Here is a 23,432-nt window from a genome sequence, read left to right as displayed (position 1 = left end):
TCCCTCGCCACAAGAGCCGCTCCTGGGAGAATAGCGGGCTCAATGCCCGCGAATGTAATGCTCCAACTGCCGGATCAGATCCGCCTGTTCGACGATCGCCTCCTTGACCAGGTCGCCGATCGACAGCAGGCCGATCAGCTGCCCGTTGTCCAACACTGGCAGATGTCGCAAATGGCTGTCGGTCATGACTTCCATGCAGCGGTCGATGCTCTGCTGGCTGTCGGCGGTGATGACCGGTGCGCTCATGATGGTGCGTACCGGCGTGCCCACTGACGAGCGGCCCTTGAGAACCATCTTGCGTGCATAGTCGCGCTCGCTGAACACGCCGATGACCTGGCCGTTCTCGATCACCGGCAACGCGCCGACGTTTTTTTCGGCCATGATCTGCAGCGCTTCGAGCACCGTCTGCTCAGGGGCGATGCTGTGGACCTGCTGGTTTTGTACGCTCTTGAGTCTTACCAATTGAGCAGCGGTTTTCATTGTTCATCCCCAGCTTCAAAAAAAGCGGCAATCAGTCTTCGCCAATCTCAACCACATCGCCGTTCAAACGCACCGGCCAGACCCGCAGGCGCTGTTCCGGGTATTCCAGGCAATGCCCGTCTTCCAGGCGGAAATGCTGTTTGTACATCGGCGAAGCAATCACCAGTTCACCCTTGATGCTACCCAGCAAGCCGCGACCGATCACGTTCGCGCCGGACTTGGGATCGCGGTTGTCGATGGCGTACAGCGGCTTCTCCTCATCTGGCAGGTAGAGCAGCGCCACTTGGCTACCGTCATGCCAGGCGACCACACCGGAATTGGGCACCAGATCCTCGCGGCTGCACAGGGCGCGCCATTGCAATGGTTCCAGGGCGAGATCGCGAGCGGGAATACGAACGACGTTTGACTGGCTCATCAGAGCACCTCCTCGGTGACGGGAATCAGGTGAAGTTCGCCGGCATGCACCGGCCGACGCTGGCCGCGTTCGCGGACGAAATGCACGTCCGGGTCGCCACGCTTGTCGTTGACGAACGTGCGGAAGCGCTTGAGCTTCTCGGGGTCTTTCAAGGCGTTGGCCCACTCGCATTCGTAGCGGTCGACCACCAGTTGCATCTGCGCTTCAAGCTCGGCGCCCAGGCCCAGGCTGTCGTGGATAATCACGTCCTTGAGGTAATCCAGGCCGCCTTCCAGGCTTTCGCGCCACACCGAGGTGCGCTGCAGCTTGTCGGCGGTGCGGATGTAGAACATCAGGAAACGATCGATATAGCGGATCAGCGTGACGTCATCCAGGTCGGTGGCGAACAGCTCGGCGTGACGCGGGCGCATGCCACCGTTGCCTGCGATGTAGAGGTTCCAGCCCTTCTCGGTGGCGATCACACCAACGTCCTTGCTCTGGGCTTCGGCGCACTCGCGAGTGCAGCCGGACACTGCGAATTTGAGTTTGTGTGGCGAGCGCAGGCCTTTGTAGCGATCCTCGATGGTCAGCGCCATTTGCACACTGTCCTGCACGCCGTAGCGGCACCAGGTGCTGCCCACGCAGGATTTCACCGTGCGCGTCGATTTGCCGTAGGCGTGACCGGTTTCGAAACCGGCTTCGATCAGCTCGGCCCAGATGTCCGGCAACTGGTGCAACTGGGCACCGAACAGGTCGATGCGCTGGCCGCCGGTGATTTTGGTGTAGAGGTCGTATTTCTTCGCCACCACGCCGATGGCGATCAGTTTGTCAGCGGTGATTTCACCCCCGGCGATGCGCGGCACCACCGAATAGGTGCCGTTTTTCTGCATGTTCGCCATGAAGGTGTCGTTGGTGTCCTGCAACGGCACCAGGTGCGCGTCCATGATCGGCTGGTTCCAGCACGACGCGAGGATCGAGCCCACAGCCGGCTTGCACAGATCGCAACCGGTGTGGCCGCGGCCGTGCTTGGCCAGCAACTCCTCAAAACTGATGATCCCTTCCACTCGCACCAGGGCGTAAAGCTCCTGGCGGGTGTAGGCAAAATGTTCGCACAGGCTCTTGTCGACGCTGACGCCACGGGCAATCAGCTCGTGTTCGAATACCTGCTTGACCAGCGCCGCGCAGCCGCCGCAACCGGTACCGGCCTTGGTGTCGCACTTCAATTGGCCGAGGTCGGTGCAGCCACCGTCGATGGCCGAGCAGATCGAACCCTTGGTGACGTTGTGGCACGAGCAGATCGTCGCCGCTTCGGGCAACGCCGCCGGGCCCAGTGTCGGAGCGCCTTCGGACGATGGCAGAATCAGCGCGGCGGCGTCCTTGGGCAAGGCGATTGCGTTCTGCATGTACTGCAACAAGGTGTCGTAGTAACTGTTGTCACCGACCAGCACCGCGCCGATCACCCGTTTGCCGTCGGCATCCACCACCAAACGCCGGTAGCTGGCGCTGGTCTGGTCGATGAACTGGAAGCTGCGCGAGCCCGGGGTGCTGCCATGGGCGTCGCCAATGGAGCCCACATCAACGCCGAGCAGCTTGAGCTTGGTGGACATGTCGGCGCCAGTGAACGCTTCGCCGGCCTCGCCACACAGGCGCGCCGCAACGTTACGGGCCATTTGGTAGCCCGGCGCGACCAGGCCGAAGATGCTGCCATTCCAGGCGGCGCATTCACCGATGGCGTAGATGTCCGGGTCGCTGCTTTGGCAAAGGTCGTCAATCACCACGCCACCGCGCGGGCCGATCTGCAATTCACATTGGCGGGCCAAGGTATCCTGGGCGCGGATACCGGCGGAGAACACGATCAGGTCGGTTTCCAGGAAGTCGTCGTCACTGAAGTTCATCCGATAGCGGTACTGCTCACCGGCGCTGATCGATTGAGTGCCTTTGGACAAATGCACGCCGACACCCAGCTTCTCGATACGCGCCTTGAGGGCCAGGCCGCCCTGCTCGTCCAGTTGCACCGGCATCAAGCGCGGCGCGAATTCCACTACGTGGGCTTCCAGGCCAAGAGTCTTCAGGGCGTTGGCCGCTTCCAGGCCCAGCAGGCCGCCACCGACCACCACGCCACGACGGGCATTGCTCGCGGCGGCGCGGATCGCGTCGAGGTCTTGCAGGGTGCGGTAGACCAGGCAGGAATCGCCTTCGGCGCCCTGGATCGGCGGCACGAATGGGTAGGAGCCGGTGGCGAGCACCAGTTTGTCGTAGCTGATGCGTTCCCCGGCAGTGACTACCTGGCGCGCCTGGCGGTCGATTTCCAGTACCGGAACGCCCAGGTGCAGCGTGACACCCGGAGTCTGGTACAACGACGCTTCGCCGAGGGCCAGGGACTCGGCGTCGCGACCCGAGAAATACTCGGACAGGTGCACGCGGTCATAGGCACGCATCGGCTCTTCACTGAAGACATGCACGTGATAATGGTTGAGCGCGCCGCGCTCGACCAGTTGCTCGACGCAGTGATGGCCGACCATGCCATTGCCGATCACGATCAGCGTTTGCAGCTTGTTCAGAGAAGCAACGTTGGAATTCATAAAAGCACCCGACAAAAGCCAATCACGGTTCTGGAAGCAAAAAAAAGACGCCTGAAACCTTGCGGTTCCAGGCGTCTTTGCCTGTTCTGTGCGGTATCGGCCCGGCGGCTGCGCCTGGACCTACCGTTATTCCCCGGCCTGCTGGCTCTCGATCATCGTTGACCGACGGGGGTGCCCACTCGATTGTGTTCGCGGTGGGCCTGTGGAGGTTCTTGCAGCGAGCGTGCCAAGCTTGGGCCGCAACCGTTCCCACGGGCCCGTCCCCAAGGAAAAGCCCTTGTGGGAGCGGACTTGGCCACTGGCGCACGCACTTCGCCAACGGTGCTACCAGGGCTGTCGCGCCCCACGCCGATTGCCTTGCGATGGTGCGATCTCCCGCCCGCGGCTTCATAAAAGTGCAGCCGCTGCGACCCGCGCGCAAAAATCCTGAACCATCGCCAGCACCCATTTTCACAGGTATAGGGCTATTGATCAGAGGTGAATGCAATGGATGAGCGAACCCCACCTGTCGTCGTGATCTGTGGCGCCACCGCTGGCGTCGGCCGTGCCACCGCGCACCGTTTTGCCGTCGCCGGCTATCGAGTCGGGTTGCTGGCCCGAGGCGAGCAAGGCCTGGCGGCCACGCAAGAGGAATTGAAACAGTTGGGTGCGATGAGCGTGGGCATCAGCGTCGATGTCGCCGATGCCGAGGCGGTACTCGAAGCGGCACAGCGTATGGAGCGCGAGCTGGGGCCGGTCGGCGTATGGGTCAATTGCGCGATGGTCACCGTGTTTTCACCTATCCGCCAACTGGGTGCCGAAGAGGTCCAGAGAGTCACGGCGGTGACTTACCTGGGCACCGTCCACGGCACGCTCGCGGCCTTGGACCTGATGGGGCGGCGCAATCGTGGGGTGATCATCCAGGTCGGCTCGGCGCTGGCCTATCGCGCCATTCCGCTGCAAGCGGCCTATTGCGGCGCCAAGTTCGCGGTGCGTGGCTTCACCGATTCGTTGCGCTGCGAATTGCTCCATGAGCACAGCGACATCCGGGTCTGCATGGTGCAGTTGCCGGCGATCAATACGCCGCAGTTCGATTGGGCGCGCAACAAATTGGGCAAGCGCCCGCAACCGGTGCCGCCGATTCATGATCCGGACGTGGCGGCACGGGCCATTTTCAGCGTGGTGAAGCGCACGCCCAGGGAATTGTGGCTGGGCACCGCCTCCCTGAAAGCGATCGTTGGTACGTGCCTGATGCCGGGCCTGCTTGATCGCTTGTTGGCCCGCAACGCCTACACCGGGCAAATGACCAACGAGGATGATGACAACCAACGAGCCGACAATCTGTTCGAGTCGCAGCAATCCTTGCACCATACTCGCGGGCGGTTCGCTGGCCGCTCGCGGGATTCGGCATTGGCCCTCAGTTCGACCCAGGTGTCAGCACTGTTGTTCGCCGTCGCAGGATTACTCGCCGTGGTGTTGCTGCTGTTTTGAACCGGTGCGGCGAAACCAGCGATACCCGTAGCCACGCAGCGTCAGGCTCGACTTTGGCGAGTGCGGGTACGGACCGTCCGCCAGCACTTCTTCAAAGCCTTGCACATCCATCTCCTCGAGTTGCACGTCGACCGTTTCGTCACTCAGGTTCGCCAACATGACTGAAGTGTCGTCGCACACGTGGGCGATGGCGAACACCGCCGGATGGCTGACCGACAACAGTTGCGCCTTACCGTCGCCGACCTCGGTCAATCGCGACCGCGCCAATAGCAGCGTGCGAGTCCGAGTCAGCAAGGAATCGGGATCGTCCTGCTGGTGCGCGACATTCAAGTTCGTGTAGGCGAACGGGCCCTCATCGATCACCGGAGCAGCCAGGGATTGGCTCGAAGAAAAGCCCGCATTGGCCTGATCGTTCCACTGCATCGGAGTGCGCACGGACAGGCGCTCGGGGCGGGAAAGGTCGTCGCCCATGCCTATTTCTTCGCCATAGCGCACGATTGGCGTGCCCGGCAACGACAACAGCAATGCCTGGGCCAGCGCCTGGCGATGCACATTCCCGTCCAGCATCGGCGCCAGGCGGCGGCGAATACCCCGGCCATACAAGCGCATGTTTTCCTGGGGGGCAAACGACTGCATGACTTCTTCGCGCTCCTCCTCGCTCAAGCGCTCCAGGTCCAGTTCGTCATGGTTGCGCAGCCACACCGCGTAGTTGGCACCGTCAGGCGGTGCGGGGCGTTGGCTGATTGCACGCCGCAAGGGTTCGGCTTCGCCTCGGGCCAAGGCCAGGAACAGATGATTATTGACCCAGAAATCCAGGACCAGGCCCAGGCGCTCGCCGCTGCCGAAGTAATGGCTGTAACGCTCCGGTTCGACGTCCACTTCCCCCATCAGCACGCCTTCCGGATTGATACGGGTCATATACTTGAATAACCGGTCCAGCACCCAGACACCCTGCTCTTCATCCCCACGACCGGCCTGCTCGACCAGGTGCGAAGCGGCATCGAGGCGAAAGCCGGCGATCCCCAGTTCAAGCCAATGGACCATGATCCGCTCGATTTCCTCGACGACTTTCGGGTTCGCCAGGTTGAGGTCCGGTTCATGACGATAGAACAGATGCCGATAGTATTGCCCGGCCTGTTCGTCCCAACGCCAGATGCTGTCCTCCACCGAGGGAAAGATCGGTTGGTTGCCGTCGTCCACCGGTTCGTCGGACCACAGGTAGTAGTCGCGGTAGACGCTGTTCTTGTCACGTCGTGCCCTCTGGAACCACGGATGTTGGTCGGAGGTATGTTGCACCACCAGTTCGAGAATGACCCGAATACCCCGTTCCCGCGCCTGGACGATCAACTGACGCAGGTCTTCCTCACTGCCGAAGCGCGGGTCCAGGGCCATGAAATCGCTGACGTCGTAACCGGCGTCCTTGAACGGCGAACGGTATAAGGGCATCAACCACAGCGCGCCGACACCTAGCGCCTGGAGATAATCGAGCTGGCGAATGATGCCTTTCAGGTCGCCACGGCCGTCGCCGTTGCTGTCGTAGAATAAGGAAGGGTCGATCTGGTAGATCAAGGTATTTCGGTGCCAGTTGGCTTTCATCGGTCACTCCTTATCGACACAGTTTATCGACACAGGATCAGGGCCTGCTCGGCGGCCAGGCGGCCGGTGAAGGGCTGGCCTTCGCCTGCCCCGTCGCTGGCGATCTGCACGCGCCAGGGATCGGCCAGGGGAAACGCGTGCTCGCTGTCGGCGAAGTTGATGCAGACCAGCCGTTCGTCGCCGTCGCAATGACGCCGATAAGCCAGCACCTGCGGGTGCGAAGGCAGTTCCTCCCACTCGCCCAGCCGCAGCGCCCGGCTGTTGCGCCGACACGTCAGCAACCGCCGGTACAGCGCCAAAACGGAATCGGTGGCTCGCTCTTGCGCTTCCACCGATAACAGGCCGGCATCGGGTGCAAAAGGCAGCCACGGCGCCTGCCCCGACCAACCGTGAGGCGCCTGGACCGTCCATGGCAACGGCGCCCGGCTGCCATCGCGCCCGCCAGGATCGACGCGGGTCTGGGCGGTCACCTGCGTATCCTCCAGGCCCAGTTCTTCACCCTGGTAGATAAAAGGCGTCCCGCGCAATGTCAGTAACATCACCGCCGCTGCCCGGGTCCGCCGCAACGAGCCGCCGTACCGGCTGCGGTGGCGGCTGTTGTCGTGGTTGGAAAGCACCCAGGTCGGCCACGCCTGCAGCGGGCCCAAGTCGTTTTCCACTTCGCGCACACACATTCGCAACACCACCGGATCCCAGGGAGCGTCCAACGGTGGGAAGTTGAACGACATGTGCAGCTCGTCACTGGCGCCGTAATAGGCCGCGACCTGGGCGGTGGAGCGGATATTCACTTCGCCGATCAGCACGCGCTCGCCGGGGTAGCTGTCCACCAGCCGGCGCAGTCCGCGCAGCACCTCGTGGCTGTAAGGTTGGTCGTTGATCTTGACCATGGTTTCGCCCGCCATGCAGCGCGGGTCGTCGGCAAAGCTCTGGTCCTTGCCGACGCAATGCACCACATCGACGCGAAAGCCATCCACGCCGCGCTCCAGCCAGAAATGCAGCACCTGTTGCATGGCAGCGACCACTTGCGGGTTGTGCCAGTTGAGATCGGGCTGCTGCGGCAGGAAGAAATGCAGATAATACTGCTGGCTGGTTTCGTCCCAGGTCCAGGCGCTGCCGCCGTCGATCGAGGCACGCCAGTTGTTCGGCTGGTCGCGCCAGATGTACCAGTCGCGCTTGGGATTGTCGCGGCTGGAGCGCGATTCGATGAACCACGGATGTTGGTCGGAAGTGTGGTTCGGCACGAAGTCGAGCAACACTTTTAGTCCGCGCCGGTGGGCCTGCTCGATCAAGTTGTCCAGGTCGGCCAGGCTGCCGAACAGCGGGTCGACGTCGGTGTAGTCGCAGATGTCATAACCGGCATCGCACATCGGCGAACGGTACACCGGGGACAGCCACAACGCATCGATACCCAGGCGCTGCAGGTGGTCCAGGCGTGCCGTCAGTCCGGGGAGGTCGCCGATGCCATCGCCATTGGCATCGGCAAAAGAGCGAGGATAGACCTGGTAGATCACGGCGTTCTTCCACCAGGGCGAAGGGAAGGAGTTGGGCATAGTCGCCTCCTTTGATCGCAGTGTTTGGTGGGCAAGACCGCAGCCCCGCCTGATGTCCCTGTTAAACCGGGGACATCAGTTAAGAACCGGAAAAAGCGCCTGGGGTTCGTTTTTTCTTGAAGGAAAGTGAATCACCCAGACGTGGTTTCGGCCCGCTCGACCATCGAAACGATGCATTCAAACAGCTCATGCTTGGCCTCGTCCGCGCTGATTTCGCCGTTGGCCGCCGCATCGGACAACGCTTCCGCCGCCCCCAGCATCGCCCGCAGGCGCGCTTGGGAAAGGCGCCCGGTTCCGGCGAACGGTTCCAGCACCACCCGGCATTTATCCAGGAAGACCCCTTCGTACTCCCTCTTGATGCGTTCGAGTTCTGGCGTGCTGCTCAAGGCCGCGCTGACCCCAGGAATCTCCCGCCCCTGAAGGAGGACGCATTCGACGAAGGAAGAAGCGATGACCTGCGCCCGGCTTTCCAGCGTCGGTTCACTGGCTTGGAGTGCAGCATCCATCAACGCGGTCTGCCTGCCATCGAAATCCTGGTAAAGCGCTGCCAGGAGGCCTGACCGGGTAATGAAGTGGTCGTAGACGATAGGCTTGGTAACCCCTGCCTGTTCCGCAAGCCGGGCCAACGTCAGCGCTTCGCTACCCTCCTCCCGCACCAGGCGCCAGGCGACGTCGAGTAGCTGCCGTTGGCGATCCGCACGCGACAAGCGTCGACGGGGTGCGGCAGAGGGCTGTGAATGTTCATCAGTGCTTGACATGCTTACTTTACCAACCGTAACTTACTGTTCGTAACTTAACCAAGCATACTCGCTTGACGTTGTGTGATGCCAGAAGGAGATTCGACATGCATGCCTTGATCGTTGTTGCCCATCATGATCCCCGTTCCCTGACCCATGCGCTGGCCCAAGCCGTCGGCAACGGAATCATCCAAGCCAATCCGGCCGACACGTTCGAGATAGCCGACCTGGCGACTGAGGGGTTCGACCCACGCTTCAGCTTCGCCGACCACGCGGTTCACCACCGCGAGGCGTCGCCGCCGGCCGATGTGCTGGCCGAGCAAGCCAGGATCGAGCGTGCCGCTGCGCTGGTGCTGGTCTATCCGATTTACTGGTGGTCGATGCCGGCGTTGCTCAAGGGTTGGATCGACCGGGTATTTTCCAACGGCTGGGCGTTCGATTTCCGGCTCGGCGAGTCATTCTCCCAGCAGCTCCGACATCTGCGGGTCCATCTGTTGGCCGTCGGTGGCGCGGACGCGGACAGCTTTCAACGCCACGGCTATGACCAGGCGATGGTGACCCAGATTGAACATGGCATCTTCGATTACTGCGGGGCCCGCGTAGTGAGCTCCGAACGCTTGCTCGAGTCGGAAACGGTTGACCCAAAGACTCACCTGGACACTGCCCAGGCAATCGGGCAGCGGCTGTTCTCGACGACCGACGAGACGGCACGCGTCGGCGCCGAGGTCGAATGCGCCTGAACATGATCGCCATCAGAGCGCACGGCTGCCAGCCGCAGAGAGGACTGCATCGCGTTGGTAGATATCCGGGACGTACACCGCCCGCCCCTGGCTGTCCGCCTGCGCGGTCCAGTAGCCCAGCAGGATCGGCACGGGCTTGGCCAGCCTGAACTCATGAGTCAGTTCGCTGGCCAGCAAAGTGTCGGTGCGCGTGCGTTCGGCCGCAGTCACCAACAAGTCCCGCAGGTGCATGACTTGCTCGATACGCACGCAGCCTGAGCTGAACGCCCGCGGCCCTTTGCTGAATAACGCCTGGCTAGGCGTGTCATGCAGGTATACGGAAAACGGATTGGGGAAACGGATCGCCATTTTGCCCAGTGGGTTTTTCGCACCGGGATCCTGGCGCAGCATGAGCGTGCCGGGGTGGTCCCAGTCGACATTCTCCACCGCCACCGGCATGCCGTCCCGGTCGAGCACCCTGAGGTTATGTCGGCTGAGAAACTCCGGATCGCGACGAATCTCGGGCAGCTTGTCTTCGCGCATGATCGTTGGCGGGATGGTCCACGTGGGGTTGAGCGTCAAGCGCGTGATCCGCGATTTGATCAGCGGCGTCTGCCGTTCGGCACGCCCGACCTGGGTACGGGTTTGCCAGATTGGCGCGCCGCCCTGGTAAACCGTCAGTTGCGCCGCCGCGACGTTGACCAGCACGCTGTCCGGCTCGAGGTCCTGGGCCAGCCAGCGCATGCGCTCCAGGTTGATGCGCAGCTGTTCGCGGCGCATCGCCGGGCTGATGTTCAGTTCGGTGACGGTCCACGGCCCCACGACGCCATCGGCTTGCAGCGAATGATGAAGTTGGAAGCTTTTCATCGCATCCACAAGGCTCGGCCCGTAATGCTCATCGGTCTCGGGGGGCGGCACGCTCAGGTAACCCTCGTTGAACAATCGACGGGCCAGCGCTGGTACTCGGGCATCGCGTTTGTCCGGCTGCAACAGCGAGCCACCGGGCACCGATTGCCAGTCAGCCAAAGGCAGCTGCCGCTGACGGGCGTAGAGTTCGCGCAGGTTGCGATAAAGGTCGAGGCTCGGCCGGGCCTGCTCAAAAGCCTCGACAGGGTTGTGCAGGCCCGTCACGGCGAATTGCAACACCATGGCTTGACGGTCCGGCAACTGCGGATTGGTTTTCCAGACAGGTTCCAGACGCTTTTGAGGCAGATAACCGAAACGCAGGTCGTGCAGGGCCTGCAGATAACGCTCGCTGATGGCGATGTCGGTACAGGCGGCATTCGGGTAGGCGCCTTCGTCCGGCAAGCTGTAGCGCGCCGGATCCAGTCCATCGTCAGCCAATTGTTGAAGTTGGACCTGCAGCGCCTGTAACCGCCCGTCGTTCGACCAGAGTGCCTGGCCTGCGTTTTGCTGGTATAGCGCCTGCAAGCTCATCACTGTCGGAAAGTCGACACGGGCAGCCAGATCGGGGCAGTTGACCGACAGCTGCGCCAATGTGGTTTGCGCCAGCGCTGGATCGCCCTCCTCGGCTGCAGCGACCAATGGCGCAACGAGCAAGAAAAGGCTCAGGTAACATGCGGTCTTTTTGAACAACTGCTTTACTCCAATCCATGGCCGTCTCGTTGACGGTGAATTTTTGCGACAGGTACGACCCATCATCATGCAAACAAACACAATCGGATGGGATGCCGCAAACGAACGCCGCCCTCAGCTGTTTACGCCGGTATCGGGCCTACTGCGCCAACTTTGTCTGCTCATCACCGGCCTCGCCCTGATGTGCAGCCCGGCGCTGGCGGCAAAGCTCAACGCCCAACCTCTTTACAACAGCCTCGCCCACGCGGCGCCGGAACTCAATCCCCAAGCGCTGAAAAGTGCCTTGAGTGCGATGCAGTGCGCAGTCGCGAACGGTGCCCGACAGGCTCGCCATCTTGCCGTGATCGATTATTCGCAACCTTCGACGGCCCGGCGCCTGTGGATCTTCGACCTGCGCCAAAAGAAGCTGGTCCTGCGCGACCTGGTGGCCCATGGGCAGAAATCCGGGGAAAATTTCGCCACGCAGTTTTCCAACCGCCTGGGCAGTTATCAATCGAGCCTGGGACTGTTCCGTACCCAGGAAAGTTACCAGGGCGCCCATGGCTATTCGCTGCGCATGGATGGCCTTGAACCGGGCTTCAACGACTTGGCCCGCGACCGCGCCATCGTCATCCATGCCGCCGATTACGTGAATCCGCTGTGGAGCGCACGCCAGGGCCGTATCGGGCGCAGCCTGGGTTGCCCTGCGGTGCGGCCGCAAGTGGCGCGCCAGGTGATCGACAAGCTCAAGGGCGGGCAATTCATGTTTTCCTGGTATCCCGACCCGGCGTGGCTCAAGCGCTCGGCTTATCTGAATTGCCAGCCGCAACAAGTGGCGAGCATTCTGGCGGCCAGCGAGGGTTGATGAGCGGGAGCAAGCTCCCTCGCCACGGGGATTGCGCCCGGTCCGCCTACGGTTAAAATGCCGGCCTTTCGAATCGCTGGCGTTGTCCGATGAACCCTGAAGCACTGCAAACCCTGCATACCCATTTGCTGACCGCCCTGGAATCGGTGCCCGAAGAAACCCGGCGCCTGTTCCATGGCCGCGGTCGCTGCTGGCCGGGGCTGGAGCAGATCACCATCGATTGGCTGCAAGGGGTGGTACTGGTTTCGCTGTTCAAGGAACCCGAGGCGGCGCAGCTGGAGAATTTGCTGTCAATGCTGTGCACCCTCCCCACCTCGCCCGCCTGGCAGCACAGCGCCGCCCATACGCTGGCGGTGCAGCACCGCTACCTGCCCGATAGCCTCACCCAATGGCTAGTAGGCGAACCGATCAATGAATGGACCCTGACCGAAGGCGGCCTGCGCTACCGAATCGACTTGGGCAAGAAGCAAAACAATGGCCTGTTCCTCGACATGCGCTACGGCCGCGACTGGGTGCGGTCCAACGCCGCCGGAAAACGCGTGCTCAACCTGTTCGCCTACACCTGCGGCTTTTCCGTGGCGGCGATTGCCGGCGGCGCGCAGCATGTGGTCAACCTGGATATGTCCCGCGCGGCGCTGAGTCGTGGCCGCGACAACCACCGGCTGAACGGGCATGACCTGGATAAGGTGAGTTTCCTGGGACACGACTTGTTCAAGTCTTGGGGCAAGGTGATCAACAGTGGCCCGTACGACCTAGTGATCATCGATCCACCCACTTTCCAGAAAGGCAGCTTTCTGTTGACCAAGGATTATCAGCGCGTGTTGCGCCGCCTGCCGGAACTGCTGGCCGCTCGCGGCACGGTCCTGGCCTGCAGCAACGACCCGGCCACCGGCCCGGATTTCCTCATCGACGGCGTCATGCGCGAAGCGCCGGGACTTGTATTCCACGCGCGCCTGGAAAATCCGCCGGAGTTTCCTGACGCCGATCTGGCTTGCGGACTGAAAGCGCTGGTATTCAAGCAGGCTACGCCTGGAGCTGAATGACATTTGAGAAGAGCCCCGTCGGGGCTCTTCATATTTACGCAGTTGGGAAGCTAGCGCGGTCGCTGCGGCCACCAGGGAATGACCAGGTCTGCTGTTATTCGTCGTACCAGGGCCTCGATTTCCCGACTCCTGACCGAACGATAGATCGCCATGGTTCGTCGCAACTGGTCTTCGGTCAGGGTCACTGGTTCGCCAGCCGTCCAATCTACATCTGCCACGGGTTCGAGCGGCGCACGGCGCCAGACAAGCTGGTCGTTTTCAGTGACTTGCTCCCACGCGCTGGGCAGGTCGGCATCCGGCCGTGCGAGGTTATCCAGCAGCACTTGGGGCCAACTGGACGGATTCACCGATTCGCTGTAGGCATCGATAATGGCTTCGTCTACGCCCTCCCAGGCCTCCAGGCCTTGCGTCCAGGCATCGGACATGATTCCGAGATAAGGCCGCCAGGTCATTTCCCCGACCCGAGGGTTTTGATCGTTGTTATTAAAGGTGTCCTGTGCATCGCTGAGCCAGTTGATGAAGGCCCCCCGGGTCATATGGGGCGGTCGCTCCAAGGCATCGGGAAAGCGCTCGACCTGCACGTGGGTCCAATAGGCGTGCTGGTCAACCAGGAAACTTGCGAACGGCACACCTTGCCGTGCCAGGCGAGCCCGTAGGACCGACTCGAACATCATCATGTGCACTTCAATTTCCCAGAGGTCCGGCTTTACCCTGTCCAGGGTCCGGTCCCGCAGACGCACGCGCAGTTCGGTCATCCGCTGATCGAAATCGGCAACGATCGTGGGTAAGGGTTCATTCGCGTTTTGATACTCGATCAAATGCTCCAGAATGCGAGCACCCCTCGTGCGATCCTGGAAGGTCAGGCCAACTGCCGCATGGGCATCCAAGTCCCCCATCATCCCGGAAAACCAGTCGATGAAGCCACGGTTTACGGCGTCATCGCGAGCGACTTCCAGTGCGTCCCGTAGCCCCGGGTTGATATACAACCAATCGTCGACGGTGTATCTGAAAGCGCCGTTATCCCACTGGCGAAGTGCGTTTATTTGCGTGCTGGGCAGCGGATTGTCGTCGAGCAATACGCCAACGCTGCCCCCTTGCACCCGTTCGAGAACGGGCAGCAGGTCGTCCTGGATTTGGGTGATGCTGTTGCTGCTCAGGTCGATACTGTCGACTTCGATAGCCGATGACCTCGACAGCATCGTCAATGCCAGCGCCGGTACCCGTCTGAGCCCCGTATCGGACAGTTCCAGATCCTGTAGCGCAACAAGTTCAGGCAAGTCTGGCAAATCCCGGCAGTTATTGCCGTTGAGGCTCAGCTCCTCCAGGGCGGTGGCGCTTCGCAGGAATTGGCTCCCCTGCTCATCCAGACGCAAGCCGCAGCGTGATAGATCCAACGCAGTCAATTGGGGTAACTCGGTGATGGCCTGCAATTGCTGCTCGGTAAAATGCAAGTTGTCGGTCCATTCCAACTCGCGTAGCGAAGGAAGCTCGGCCAGGCGGCCGATAGCACTGACCACCGCGCTGCTGGCCGCTGCCCCGGTGCCGCTACTGACATGGGACAGGCTCAGGATTTCCAGATGTGGCGCTAGATCGGGACCGAGCAAGGGGGCAAATACGTCGGCGGTCATATTGAGTGGGTTAATGCTCAATGAGAGGTCCGTCAGCTGGCGCAGTTCACCGGTTGCCAGGGGTATCGCACTGAGCTGATTGCCCTGCAGGTACAACGTATCGATATTGGGAAACAGGCGCAGGAAGGCCGAAGGGTCTTCGCTCAGCCCCAGATCCATCAGGATCAATTCTTCGATGTGTTCGAAACGCACACTGATCGGCGGCAGACGCCCGATGTTGCTACCGTCCAACCGCAATACCATGTCGCTGCCTTCATTGCTTGGATCCGGCACACGTTGCCAGGCGCTACGAATTTGCGCGGCTACCGCCCTGCGCTGTGAGCGCCGGACCTCGACATTGACATTGCCTTCAGCGGGATGGTGCAGCCCTGGATGGGCTTCCCATTGATCCAGCTCGTTGTTGAGCGTGGCCCAGTCATTTTCCAGTTGGGCAACGAAGTTTCCCAGGTTGATATTGTGGCGCGTCGCCTCCTGGGTGAGGCTCTCTTGGAGAATTTCCAGATCCTCCCCTGCATAGGATGGGTATAACTGCTCAAGACGCGCCGCGAGGCCGCGGTTCCAAACATGCAGCGGCAGCTGTCCGCGCCCGCTGGCCGGATAACCCCAGCGTTCATTGATCCATTGCAGCCCAGCCCCGCCCTGGCCGTGGGGCTTCATCATCAGCAAGGGGCGCAGTCCTTGCCGGTCCTCCAAGGCTTGGGCAAGCAGTCGGGTCCGAAATGTAGCCCCTTCCCAAATGTTCAAGCCAAGGGCTCGGCGAGCATCGTCCGGCATCGCCCTGAGCAATGCATCCTCCAGGCCCGGCGCATCGGCGAGTTCGTTGCCTTCCTCGTCAAAGGCGCGATATTGCTCGTTCTCCTGGCGGATGATTTTCCAGGGTCCGGCCTCACCCACCTCGATTGGGCGAGGCGCTTCACGCGCAAACAGGCGCAGCCGCACCCGGCCACGCAACTGGGGGGCACGGCCCACCAGGCCCATGATGAGACGATCCCGGTCGACGCTGCTTTCGCCGCGCTCCAGGTTGCGCAAGGCACGGCTCAGGCGCAGCTCACGCAGGGCCTCGGCGCACTGGTTACCCAGGCCCTCGCTCACGCGCCCCTCCAGCAAACGCGCCCGGTCCCGGCCCGCCGCATGGCCGGCGAGCTCATTGGCCATCGATGCGGGCAAGCCGGGGAAATCCCGCGCCAAGGGCGCAGCCAATGGATCAAGCTCAGGCCGGGAAGCCATGTCGCTGATTATCCGTTGCGTATTGTTTTCCAACTGCCGGGCCCAGCGTCCAGCCAACAGGCGATTGCGCTCCAGTGGGCTCAGGCCGAAGCTGTTTTGTCCGAGCAAGGCGGTTTGCTCATTCATCCTGAGGCGATCCAGAATGCGGGCCGCCCAAGCGTCATTTTCCAGGTCCCATTTGCTCAGTGAAAGCACCCGCGTGCTGGCGGGATTGCCCATCGGGTAATATTGCGCGCCGTCGTGATAGCGCAGCGCAACGTCCCGCGGCCATCCAGGAAGTTCTGCGAGCATTTGCACGCCACGGAAATGCACTTCGCCGGGCGCTTGATTCTGCTTCAGGCGCTGAATGGTCCGGTGTACCCAGCTCCAATTGCGCGTTTCAACCAGTGCGTCGGCGAGCACAGCGGGCATCGGGCGTCCCTCGACTTGCAGATACCGCAGATGCGCCTCGCTGATGCCGACCTGCCGCTGCACCGCCAATAGGGTGTTGTCGTCCAACTCGGCTGGCGTCTCGGCAAAGTTGTGCACCAGTTGCAGGTTGTTTCGGTGCAGGGGATTTTGATGGGCCCAGCGCCAACCGCGGGTACGGCTCCATTCCAGCGGCGGAGTCACTCCCCGATGCCCGGCAGGCAGCCGCAGTTCCACGGAGCTCCCTTGTCCCTGGACCTCAAAATAATGATCGTCGATACGGACCCACGCCTCGCTTGGCGTGCGCCATACACCCCAGGCGTCCTGTTCGGCCTCCATGCCAGGCAGGCGCCGCGTTTGGAACGGTGTGACGTCGCCATTCCACAAGCGCAGGGTGCCATCCTTCACCGGCATGGGTTCGATGGCCGCCCCGGTGAATCCGAGGTAGGCGCCCTGGGCGATGCCGAACAACACATTGAAAATGTGATCGATACCCTCCTGCGCGTGCCCTTCGTTGAACGCCTGGATGCCTTCGAAGATTTCATACACCAGCCGCACGCCCCCCACCGCCGCTGCCGCCATTCCGATGGGGGCGCAAAACGGAACGAAGCTGGCAGCGAGCATCAGCGTCTGCTCAGCGATGCGCTCCCAATATTCGAGCCGATCCATGAGCGCCTGCCAGTCCTTGTCCGTGGTGGAAACCATCAGCGCCGAGGCATTGGCGAAGGTGTGCCCGCGCCATTCGTGGTAACGATTGCTCCAGTGTTCTTCGCGGATATAGCCCAGGCCCCAGGCGACGCGCGGCGCCGGCACACGAATACGTCCGTCGTCTTCACCCCGCTCGCCTTCGCGCCAATGGCTAATGCGGGCATTGATTTCCTGGAATAGATTCAGGTTGTCCTTTATTTCCCACTCCACCTGATCATGCAAGGCCATACCCAGTTCGGCCTGCAAGCGCAGCGGGAAGTAATTCATCAGGCTTGTGCGATAGCTGCGTTTGCGCACCCGCTCGGTCAACTCGGCCGACATCGCCTGCAAGCTCGAAAACTGCATGATCGGTGCAACGACGTCATTGGGCATGTGCAGGACCACCGGGCGAACGCCCTTGGCATCACCCTTGACGCCCCAGTAGACGCGCACGCCAAACAGCGGCACCGACAGCAGTTCCAACGTCTTGAACTCGCACGCCAAGGGGACCGTCGGCTCATTCTCCAGTTGCACCCCGGCCGATGCCAGCAGCCGCTCGCCAGTTTTATCGAGGCGCCCGTCCAGCTTCGCCTCGTAGGCATCATAGGCAAGCTGACTGCGGGCATAAGCCTTGTAAGCGGTGGGAGCCGCAGCGTCCTGGCCGGCGATACGCGGCAACTTGCTTTCAAGCAACTTACGGTAGGTGCCCCCGACATCCACACGTCGGCACACCTGTGCGAATTGGGCGGGAGACAGGGGCATGCCAACCGTATCCGACCGTTGTCCCCATCGATAATGTTCGTCTGGTTTGCGTCGGACGTAGAGCTGCCCTTTCCTATCGAAGTCGCTGTTGACGACCGCATCGGCGGGCGGAAAATTTCCCATGGCGGCTTCCACCACGGTCAATGAAGGGTCGATCACATAGGGGCCGCGCTTGACCCGTGCCCGGCGAACCGCATCCTTCGCGCTCGCACCTATCACCGGGCCCCAGGCCTGCATTTCGGGTTGGGCCTGGAGCTGATCGAGCGTGTAGTCGTAAGGATCGGGCCAGTCCTTGACCAGCGCATTGAGCGCATCACTGTCGCGTTGCAATTGTTGGGCGAGCGCTTTCAAACGCTCCTGGCTCGCTCGCGTGGCTTGGGTTAACCAACCAGGCAGGCGAGCCTGGATGAGCTCTACATGGGTCTTGAGGGTGGACATGATTCACCTCCTTCCTTGGGGGCTGTTGAGTGGTTACCGCCAGGCCATGACCTGGCGATCATGCCGACTGACGACGCCCTGACAGGAGGAACGCAGCCGGCACAGTTTTTTTCAGAACGGTTTTTTCAGACAGTTGAAGCAGGCGCCCGCACCGGCCACCAGGGAACGACCAGATCGGTCGTGATGCGACGAACCAATGCATCCATTTCACGGCTCTTGACCGAGCGGTAGAGGGCCATGGTCCGTCGGAACTGGTCGTCGTTGAGGTTGACCGGCTGGCCTGCGGCCCAATCCACATCGGCCACGGCCTCGAGGCTGGACCGACGCCAGGCCATCCGCCCGTTCACCGAGACATACTCCCAAGCGCTAGGCAAGCCGGCGTCCGGTTGCGCCAGGTTGTCCCGCAGCACCTGGGGCCAACCGGACGGATCCACCGGTTCGCTGAAGGCGTCCACCAGATCGTTTTCCACCGTATCCCAGATCGCCAGCCCATCGGCCCAGTCCCGGGACATCAGCCCAAGGTAGGGGCGCCAGGTCATTTCCCCGACGCGAGCCGCTTGATCGTTATTGTCGAAACTGTCCTGGGCGGCGCTAAGCCAATCGATGAAGCGCTCTTGCGTTATCCACCCATTGCGCTGGACGGCATCGGGATACCGGGCGGTCAGAATGAAATTCCAATAGTCGTAATGCTCGTTCAGAAAACCTGCAAAAGGCACGCGTTGAGGTGCAAAGCGGGCACGCTGGACCGTAGTGAACATCGTGAAGTGCACTTCCAACTCCGCGATATCCGGCTGCTCCCGGTCCAGGATGCGAGCTTGCAAGCGGCTGCGCAGGGCCTCCAGTTGCTCGCCGAAGTCCGCAAGCCGGGGCGCGAGCTCGGCGTAGACGGTGCCATAACCCGTGTAATGCTGGAGGACCGCGCCGGCCCTCACCCGGTCGTTGTAGGAAAGCCCAGTATCGGCGCGGGTACTGGCTTCGGTCATCGCGGTGGAGAACCAATCGATGAAACGCCGATTGCCGGCCTCGTCGCGAGCCGCCTCCAGAGAACTTTGGAAGGTAGGAAAACTGTCCAACCAGGCATCGACCGTGTAGCGAAAAGCGTCTAGCTTGAATACGCGAAGCGCTTGGATCTGCGCACTGGGCAGCGGGTTATCGTGAAGAAGCAATACCAGGCCGTCAGGATCTGGCCGGGCGCCAAGCGCGGGAAGCAGCTCGTCCTGAATGTTGTTGATGCGGTTACCCTTGAGGTCAAGAAAAGCGTTCTCTGAAGGATTGGCAAGCACGGTCAGTGCCAGGGCCGGAACCTTGTCGAGTCCGGTTCTGGCCAGTTCCAGTTCCCGAAGTTGCGTCAGTTCGGGCAGGCTGGGGAGATGGGTGCAGTTATTGCCGTTCAAGCGCAACCTTTTCAACGACGTGGCCGTGCGCAGAAAGGCACTGCCTGCCTCATCCAGCCGCAGGCCACAACTCATGAGATCCAATGCGAGCAGTCCGGGCAAGGCCGTGATTGCCTGCAACTCCTGGGGGGTAAAATGCAGGTTCTCGCTCCATACCACCTCGCGCAGGGAAGGCAGCCCGGCCAGGCTATTGATGGCGGCGATCATTGCGGCGCTGGTCGACGATTCTGCGTTACTGCTGATGCCGGACAGGTCCAAGGCTCGTAAATTAATCGCCGAATCGACGCCAAGCAAAGGCGCAAACACCTCCGCGGTGATGGCAAGGGGATTGTGGCCCAATGACAGCTCCATCAACCCGCGCAGCTCGCCCACTGCCACGGGAATCGCCGTGAGGAGGTTATCGTCCAGGCTCAGCATATCGAGGTTGGGAAACAGCCGGAGAAAATCCGAAGGATCTTCGTCCAGGCTCAAGTCCGCCAGCGTCAGCTCTTCGATGTGGTCGAAATTCGCGTTGATGGGAGGAAGCCGCCCGATGCCGTGCCCCTCCAAATGCAAGCTTATCTCGCCGCCCTCCCGATGTGGGTCGGGTGCGCGCCGCCAGGCACGGCGGATTTCCTCTGCCACGGCGGTGCGCTGGCGGACTCGCGCCTCGGTGTCATAGAGGCTTTCCACGGAATGATGGGCCTCATTATGAATTACCCAATGATGCAATCCTTCGTCAAGCGCAGTCCATTGGGCCTCCAATCCGCCGAGCAAATCTTCCAGGCTGATCCCCTCGCGCCGCGCCTGCTCGGCCAAAGTCAGCCGAAGCCGCCCCAACGCTATGCCTGCGTGGCTGGGATACAGTTGCTCGAGTCGATGGTCCAGCCCCTGGTGCCATTCCTGTAGCGGAATCCGTCCGCGACCGCTAAGCGGGTAACCCAAGCGTCCATTCAGCCACTGGGGACGCGGGCCGTCATCACCGATGCCTTTCATCGACAGAAAGGATCGCAATCCCTGCCGGTCCTCCAGTGCCTGGGCGAGTAGCTGAGCGCGCAGCTTGTCCGCTTCCCAGATATTCAAGCCCAACGCCTGGCGCGCGTCGTCTGGCATGGCTCTGAGCAAGGCCTCCTCCAGCGCCAGGGGGCCAGCCAGCTCTTCACCATATTCGTCAAAGGGGCGGTATTTATCGTCTTCCTGGCGAATGACCTTGATGGGGCCTTCTGCTTCCACTTCGATCGGCCCTCTCAGTTCCCGTGACCATAGGCGCAAATGCAGCCGGCCTTGGGCCTGCGGCGAGCGGCCGAGCAGGCCCATGACAATGCGATCACGATCACCGCTGTTTTCACCGCGTGCCAAGGCACCCAACGCACGGCTCAGGCGCAGCTCGCGCAAGGCTTGCGCGCACCGTTTGCCCAGGCCTTCATTCACTCGGCCATCAAGCAAGCGCAGTCGATCCTGGCCGGTGGTCTCCCGGGCAAGCTCATTGGCGATGGATTCCGGCAAGCCGGGAAAGGCTCGGCGTACTGGCGCGGCCAAAGGATCGAGCAAGATGGGTCGGCGCATGCCCTTGGTCAGCCGAGCGGCGTTGCGCTCCAATAGCTCGGCCCAGCGTTGAGCCAGCAGATGACTGCGTTCCGCCGGACGCAAGCCGAAGCTGCTTTGCCCGAGGATCGCGGTCTGCTCATCCGAGTCAAGGCTGACCAGCACGTAGGACGCCCAGGCATCGTGCTCCAGGTCAGCCTTGGTCAGGCGAACAGAACGTGTGTTGGCCTTATTCCCCACGGGATAAAGCGTCACCTCGTCGTAATAACGCAGCGTCAATTTTTTCGGCCAGCCTGGCAGTTCAACCAGTGTCTGGACGATCCGAAAATGTTTGCCACCTGGAGCCTCATCACGACGCAGACGCTCGATGGTATGCCGCAGCCATTGCCAGTTTCGGGCCTCATCCAGCGCGTCGGCGAATATGGCCGGCAACGGCTGTCCCTCGACTTGCAGGTAGCGCAGATGTGCCTCGCTGATTCCGACCTGACGCTGCAGCGCAAGAATCGTCACGTCATCGAGTTCGCCAGGCGTCTCGACGAAGGACCGCACCAGCTCCAGGTTGCCCCGCTGCATCGGGTCACGATGCGCCCATTGCCAACCGCGGCCACGGCTCCACGCCAGCGGAGGCCTGATGCCTCGGTGCCCGACGGGCAATCGCAGGTTCAAGGCATCGCCGGTGCCTTGGACTTCGAAGTATCGATCGTCGATTCGCACCCAGGCCTTGTCGATTGTTCGCCAGACACCCCAGGCATCCTGCTCGGCCTCCACGGGTGGCAATCGTCGCGCCTGGAAAGGCGTGACATCGCCATTCCACAAGCGCGTGCTGCCATCCTGAACTTGCATGGGCTCGATGGCGCCGCCGATAAAACCCAGGTAGGCACCTTGAGCGATTCCGAACAATACGTTGAAGATATGCTCGATGCCTTCCTGGGCATGCCCTTGATTGAATGCCTGGATGCCCTCGAAGATTTCGTACACGAGGCGCACGCCGCCTACCGCCGCTGCCGTCATGCCGATGGGCGCACAAAACGGGAAGAAGGTCGCGGCGAGCATCAACGCACGCTCGACCAGGCTCTCCCAGTAGGCAAGGCGAGCCAACTGCGCCTGCCAGTCCAGATACCGGGTCGGGACCATCAGCGTAGCCGCGTTGTCGAGGACTTGGCCGCGCCATTCGTTGTAGCAAGCGGTCCACGGTTCTACACGTAGATCACCCATGCCCCAGGCAACCTTGGGCATGGGAATCCGGATACGTTGACGGCTGCCATCCTCGCCCCGCTCCCCGTCGCGCCAGCCGGTGATCCTGGCGTAGAGCTCCTGGATCACGTTGGGGTTGTTGTCCACCCGCCATTCCACCTGATCATGGAGAGCCGTCCCGAGCAAAGCCTGCAGACGCAACGGAAAATACTCCATCAGGCGCTCGCGATAGCGGCGTCTGCGTACCCGCTCAGTGAGTTCTGCGGACATGGCTTGCAGGCTGGCAAACTGCTTGAGGGGCGCCACTTCATCGTTGGGAATGTGCAGGACAATCGGCCGCACGCCGCTGGCGTCCCCTTGCACGCCCCAATACACCCGCGCGCCAAACAGCGGCACCGACAACAGCTCCAGGGACTTGACCTCGCAGGCCAGGGGGACGACGGGCCGCTCTTCGAGTTGGATGCCAACGTGAGCCAGCAACCGCACGCCGGTTTCATCGAGGCGCCCGTTCAGTTTCGCCTCGTAGGCATCATGAGTCAGCTGACTGCGTGCATACGCCATGTAGAGGTTGGCGATGGCTGGAATTTCGCTGCCAATGCGCGGCAGCTTCCCTTCCAACAACTGGCGGTAAGCCCCGCCTACGTCCACTCGGCGACACAGCCGCGCGAACTCTGCCGGGCTCATGGGTAAAGGCGCGGTGTCCGACGGCGCGCCCCATCGGGTAAATTCCTGTGGCCGCCCCTGAATGAAAAGTTCGCCCTTGGTATCGAACTCACCGCCGATGACCGCATCGCCGGGAGGATAATTGGCCATGGCCGCCTTGATCACCGACAACGTGGGATCAATAACGTAGGGCCCGCGCCTGACCCTCGCACGGCGTATCGCGTCCGCGTGGTCGCCGACGCCGTTTATTGGACGCCAAGCCTGTATTTGCGGCTCAGCCTGCAGCAGTTCGCTGGCGAAGGCTTCCGGTGCAGGCAAGTCGACCAGGAGCGCATTGAGCGCATCGCTGTCGCGCTGCAATTGCTGGACAAGCACCTTGAAGCGCTTCTGGTCCGCACGGGGGGCTCGCTTCAACCAGGCTGGCAGCCTGGCCTGGATAAACTCGATATGGGTAGTTTGAATGGACATGGCAGACCTCCTTCCTTGGGGTCGATTT

General features: G+C 61.8%; 13 protein-coding genes. 4 read left to right on the top strand and 9 right to left on the bottom strand.

Features of this window, described 5'->3' with window-relative positions; genetic code table 11:
* Positions 1-39: 39 nt before the first annotated feature.
* From HU742_RS12470 to nirB, 3 genes are read right to left on the bottom strand one after another with little or no spacing between them, the layout of a single operon-like run.
* A complete protein-coding gene (locus tag HU742_RS12470; protein ID WP_186611924.1) occupies positions 40-480 on the bottom strand; it encodes a CBS domain-containing protein in 441 nt (146 codons plus the stop codon).
* A 31-nt stretch (positions 481-511) separates the two neighbouring features.
* Complete coding sequence (nirD, locus tag HU742_RS12465; RefSeq protein WP_186632314.1) at positions 512-895, bottom strand: nitrite reductase small subunit NirD; 384 nt, start codon at positions 893-895, stop codon at positions 512-514.
* Positions 895-3,456, bottom strand: a complete 2,562-nt coding sequence (nirB, locus tag HU742_RS12460) for a nitrite reductase large subunit NirB (protein WP_186642692.1) — start codon at positions 3,454-3,456, stop codon at positions 895-897. Before nirB ends, nirD begins: the two co-directional genes overlap by 1 nt.
* Positions 3,457-3,942: 486 nt before the next feature.
* Between nirB and HU742_RS12455 the strand changes: the two genes are divergently transcribed.
* Positions 3,943-4,926, top strand: coding sequence for an SDR family oxidoreductase (locus HU742_RS12455; RefSeq protein WP_186642691.1), 984 nt, complete (start codon positions 3,943-3,945; stop codon positions 4,924-4,926).
* On the opposite strand, the gene HU742_RS12450 is transcribed toward HU742_RS12455, so the two are convergent.
* The 3 genes from HU742_RS12450 to HU742_RS12440 form a co-directional block, all read right to left on the bottom strand.
* Positions 4,897-6,522 carry an alpha-amylase family protein gene (locus tag HU742_RS12450; protein WP_186642690.1) on the bottom strand — a complete coding sequence of 542 codons (1,626 nt, stop codon included), beginning with the start codon at positions 6,520-6,522 and terminating at the stop codon, positions 4,897-4,899. The two genes, HU742_RS12455 and HU742_RS12450, sit on opposite strands and share 30 nt — an antisense overlap.
* A 23-nt stretch (positions 6,523-6,545) precedes the next feature.
* Positions 6,546-8,072, bottom strand: a complete 1,527-nt coding sequence (locus HU742_RS12445) for an alpha-amylase family glycosyl hydrolase (RefSeq protein WP_186632304.1) — start codon at positions 8,070-8,072, stop codon at positions 6,546-6,548.
* Positions 8,073-8,203: 131 nt separating this feature from the next.
* Positions 8,204-8,830, bottom strand: a complete 627-nt coding sequence (locus HU742_RS12440; protein ID WP_186642689.1) for a TetR/AcrR family transcriptional regulator — start codon at positions 8,828-8,830, stop codon at positions 8,204-8,206.
* 86 nt (positions 8,831-8,916) lie between these two features.
* On the opposite strand from HU742_RS12440, the gene HU742_RS12435 reads away from it, so the two are divergent.
* Positions 8,917-9,549, top strand: a complete 633-nt coding sequence (locus HU742_RS12435; protein WP_186642688.1) for an NAD(P)H-dependent oxidoreductase — start codon at positions 8,917-8,919, stop codon at positions 9,547-9,549.
* Between the two features lie 12 nt (positions 9,550-9,561).
* Here HU742_RS12435 and HU742_RS12430 read toward each other — a convergent pair whose 3' ends face one another.
* Positions 9,562-11,124 carry a L,D-transpeptidase family protein gene (locus HU742_RS12430; RefSeq protein ID WP_186632295.1) on the bottom strand — a complete coding sequence of 521 codons (1,563 nt, stop codon included), beginning with the start codon at positions 11,122-11,124 and terminating at the stop codon, positions 9,562-9,564.
* Positions 11,125-11,305: 181 nt separating this feature from the next.
* Between HU742_RS12430 and HU742_RS12425 the strand changes: the two genes are divergently transcribed.
* Entirely contained in the window at positions 11,306-11,968 is a 663-nt protein-coding gene (locus tag HU742_RS12425; RefSeq protein ID WP_186642956.1) for a murein L,D-transpeptidase catalytic domain family protein, read from the top strand.
* An 89-nt stretch (positions 11,969-12,057) separates the two neighbouring features.
* Entirely contained in the window at positions 12,058-13,011 is a 954-nt protein-coding gene (locus HU742_RS12420) for a class I SAM-dependent methyltransferase (RefSeq protein WP_186642687.1), read from the top strand.
* Between the two features lie 50 nt (positions 13,012-13,061).
* On the opposite strand, the gene HU742_RS12415 is transcribed toward HU742_RS12420, so the two are convergent.
* Together HU742_RS12415 and HU742_RS12410 are read right to left on the bottom strand one after the other, a co-directional pair.
* Positions 13,062-18,161, bottom strand: coding sequence for a leucine-rich repeat domain-containing protein (locus HU742_RS12415; protein ID WP_186642686.1), 5,100 nt, complete (start codon positions 18,159-18,161; stop codon positions 13,062-13,064).
* Between the two features lie 125 nt (positions 18,162-18,286).
* Positions 18,287-23,404, bottom strand: a complete 5,118-nt coding sequence (locus HU742_RS12410; protein WP_186642685.1) for a leucine-rich repeat domain-containing protein — start codon at positions 23,402-23,404, stop codon at positions 18,287-18,289.
* Between the last annotated feature and the right edge of the window lie 28 nt (positions 23,405-23,432).

Source organism: Pseudomonas marvdashtae, assembly GCF_014268655.2.
GTDB lineage: Bacteria > Pseudomonadota > Gammaproteobacteria > Pseudomonadales > Pseudomonadaceae > Aquipseudomonas > Aquipseudomonas marvdashtae.
Note: the sequence above shows the minus strand (reverse complement) of the source record. Positions and strands in the feature narration are given on the sequence as shown.

Coding starts and splice junctions, on each gene's coding strand:
- HU742_RS12470 (WP_186611924.1), bottom strand. CDS start 480: ATGAAAACCGCTGCTCAATTGGTAAGACTCAAGAGCGTACAAAACCAG.
- nirD (WP_186632314.1), bottom strand. CDS start 895: ATGAGCCAGTCAAACGTCGTTCGTATTCCCGCTCGCGATCTCGCCCTG.
- nirB (WP_186642692.1), bottom strand. CDS start 3,456: ATGAATTCCAACGTTGCTTCTCTGAACAAGCTGCAAACGCTGATCGTG.
- HU742_RS12455 (WP_186642691.1), top strand. CDS start 3,943: ATGGATGAGCGAACCCCACCTGTCGTCGTGATCTGTGGCGCCACCGCT.
- HU742_RS12450 (WP_186642690.1), bottom strand. CDS start 6,522: ATGAAAGCCAACTGGCACCGAAATACCTTGATCTACCAGATCGACCCT.
- HU742_RS12445 (WP_186632304.1), bottom strand. CDS start 8,072: ATGCCCAACTCCTTCCCTTCGCCCTGGTGGAAGAACGCCGTGATCTAC.
- HU742_RS12440 (WP_186642689.1), bottom strand. CDS start 8,830: ATGTCAAGCACTGATGAACATTCACAGCCCTCTGCCGCACCCCGTCGA.
- HU742_RS12435 (WP_186642688.1), top strand. CDS start 8,917: ATGCATGCCTTGATCGTTGTTGCCCATCATGATCCCCGTTCCCTGACC.
- HU742_RS12425 (WP_186642956.1), top strand. CDS start 11,306: ATGTGCAGCCCGGCGCTGGCGGCAAAGCTCAACGCCCAACCTCTTTAC.
- HU742_RS12420 (WP_186642687.1), top strand. CDS start 12,058: ATGAACCCTGAAGCACTGCAAACCCTGCATACCCATTTGCTGACCGCC.
- HU742_RS12415 (WP_186642686.1), bottom strand. CDS start 18,161: ATGTCCACCCTCAAGACCCATGTAGAGCTCATCCAGGCTCGCCTGCCT.
- HU742_RS12410 (WP_186642685.1), bottom strand. CDS start 23,404: ATGTCCATTCAAACTACCCATATCGAGTTTATCCAGGCCAGGCTGCCA.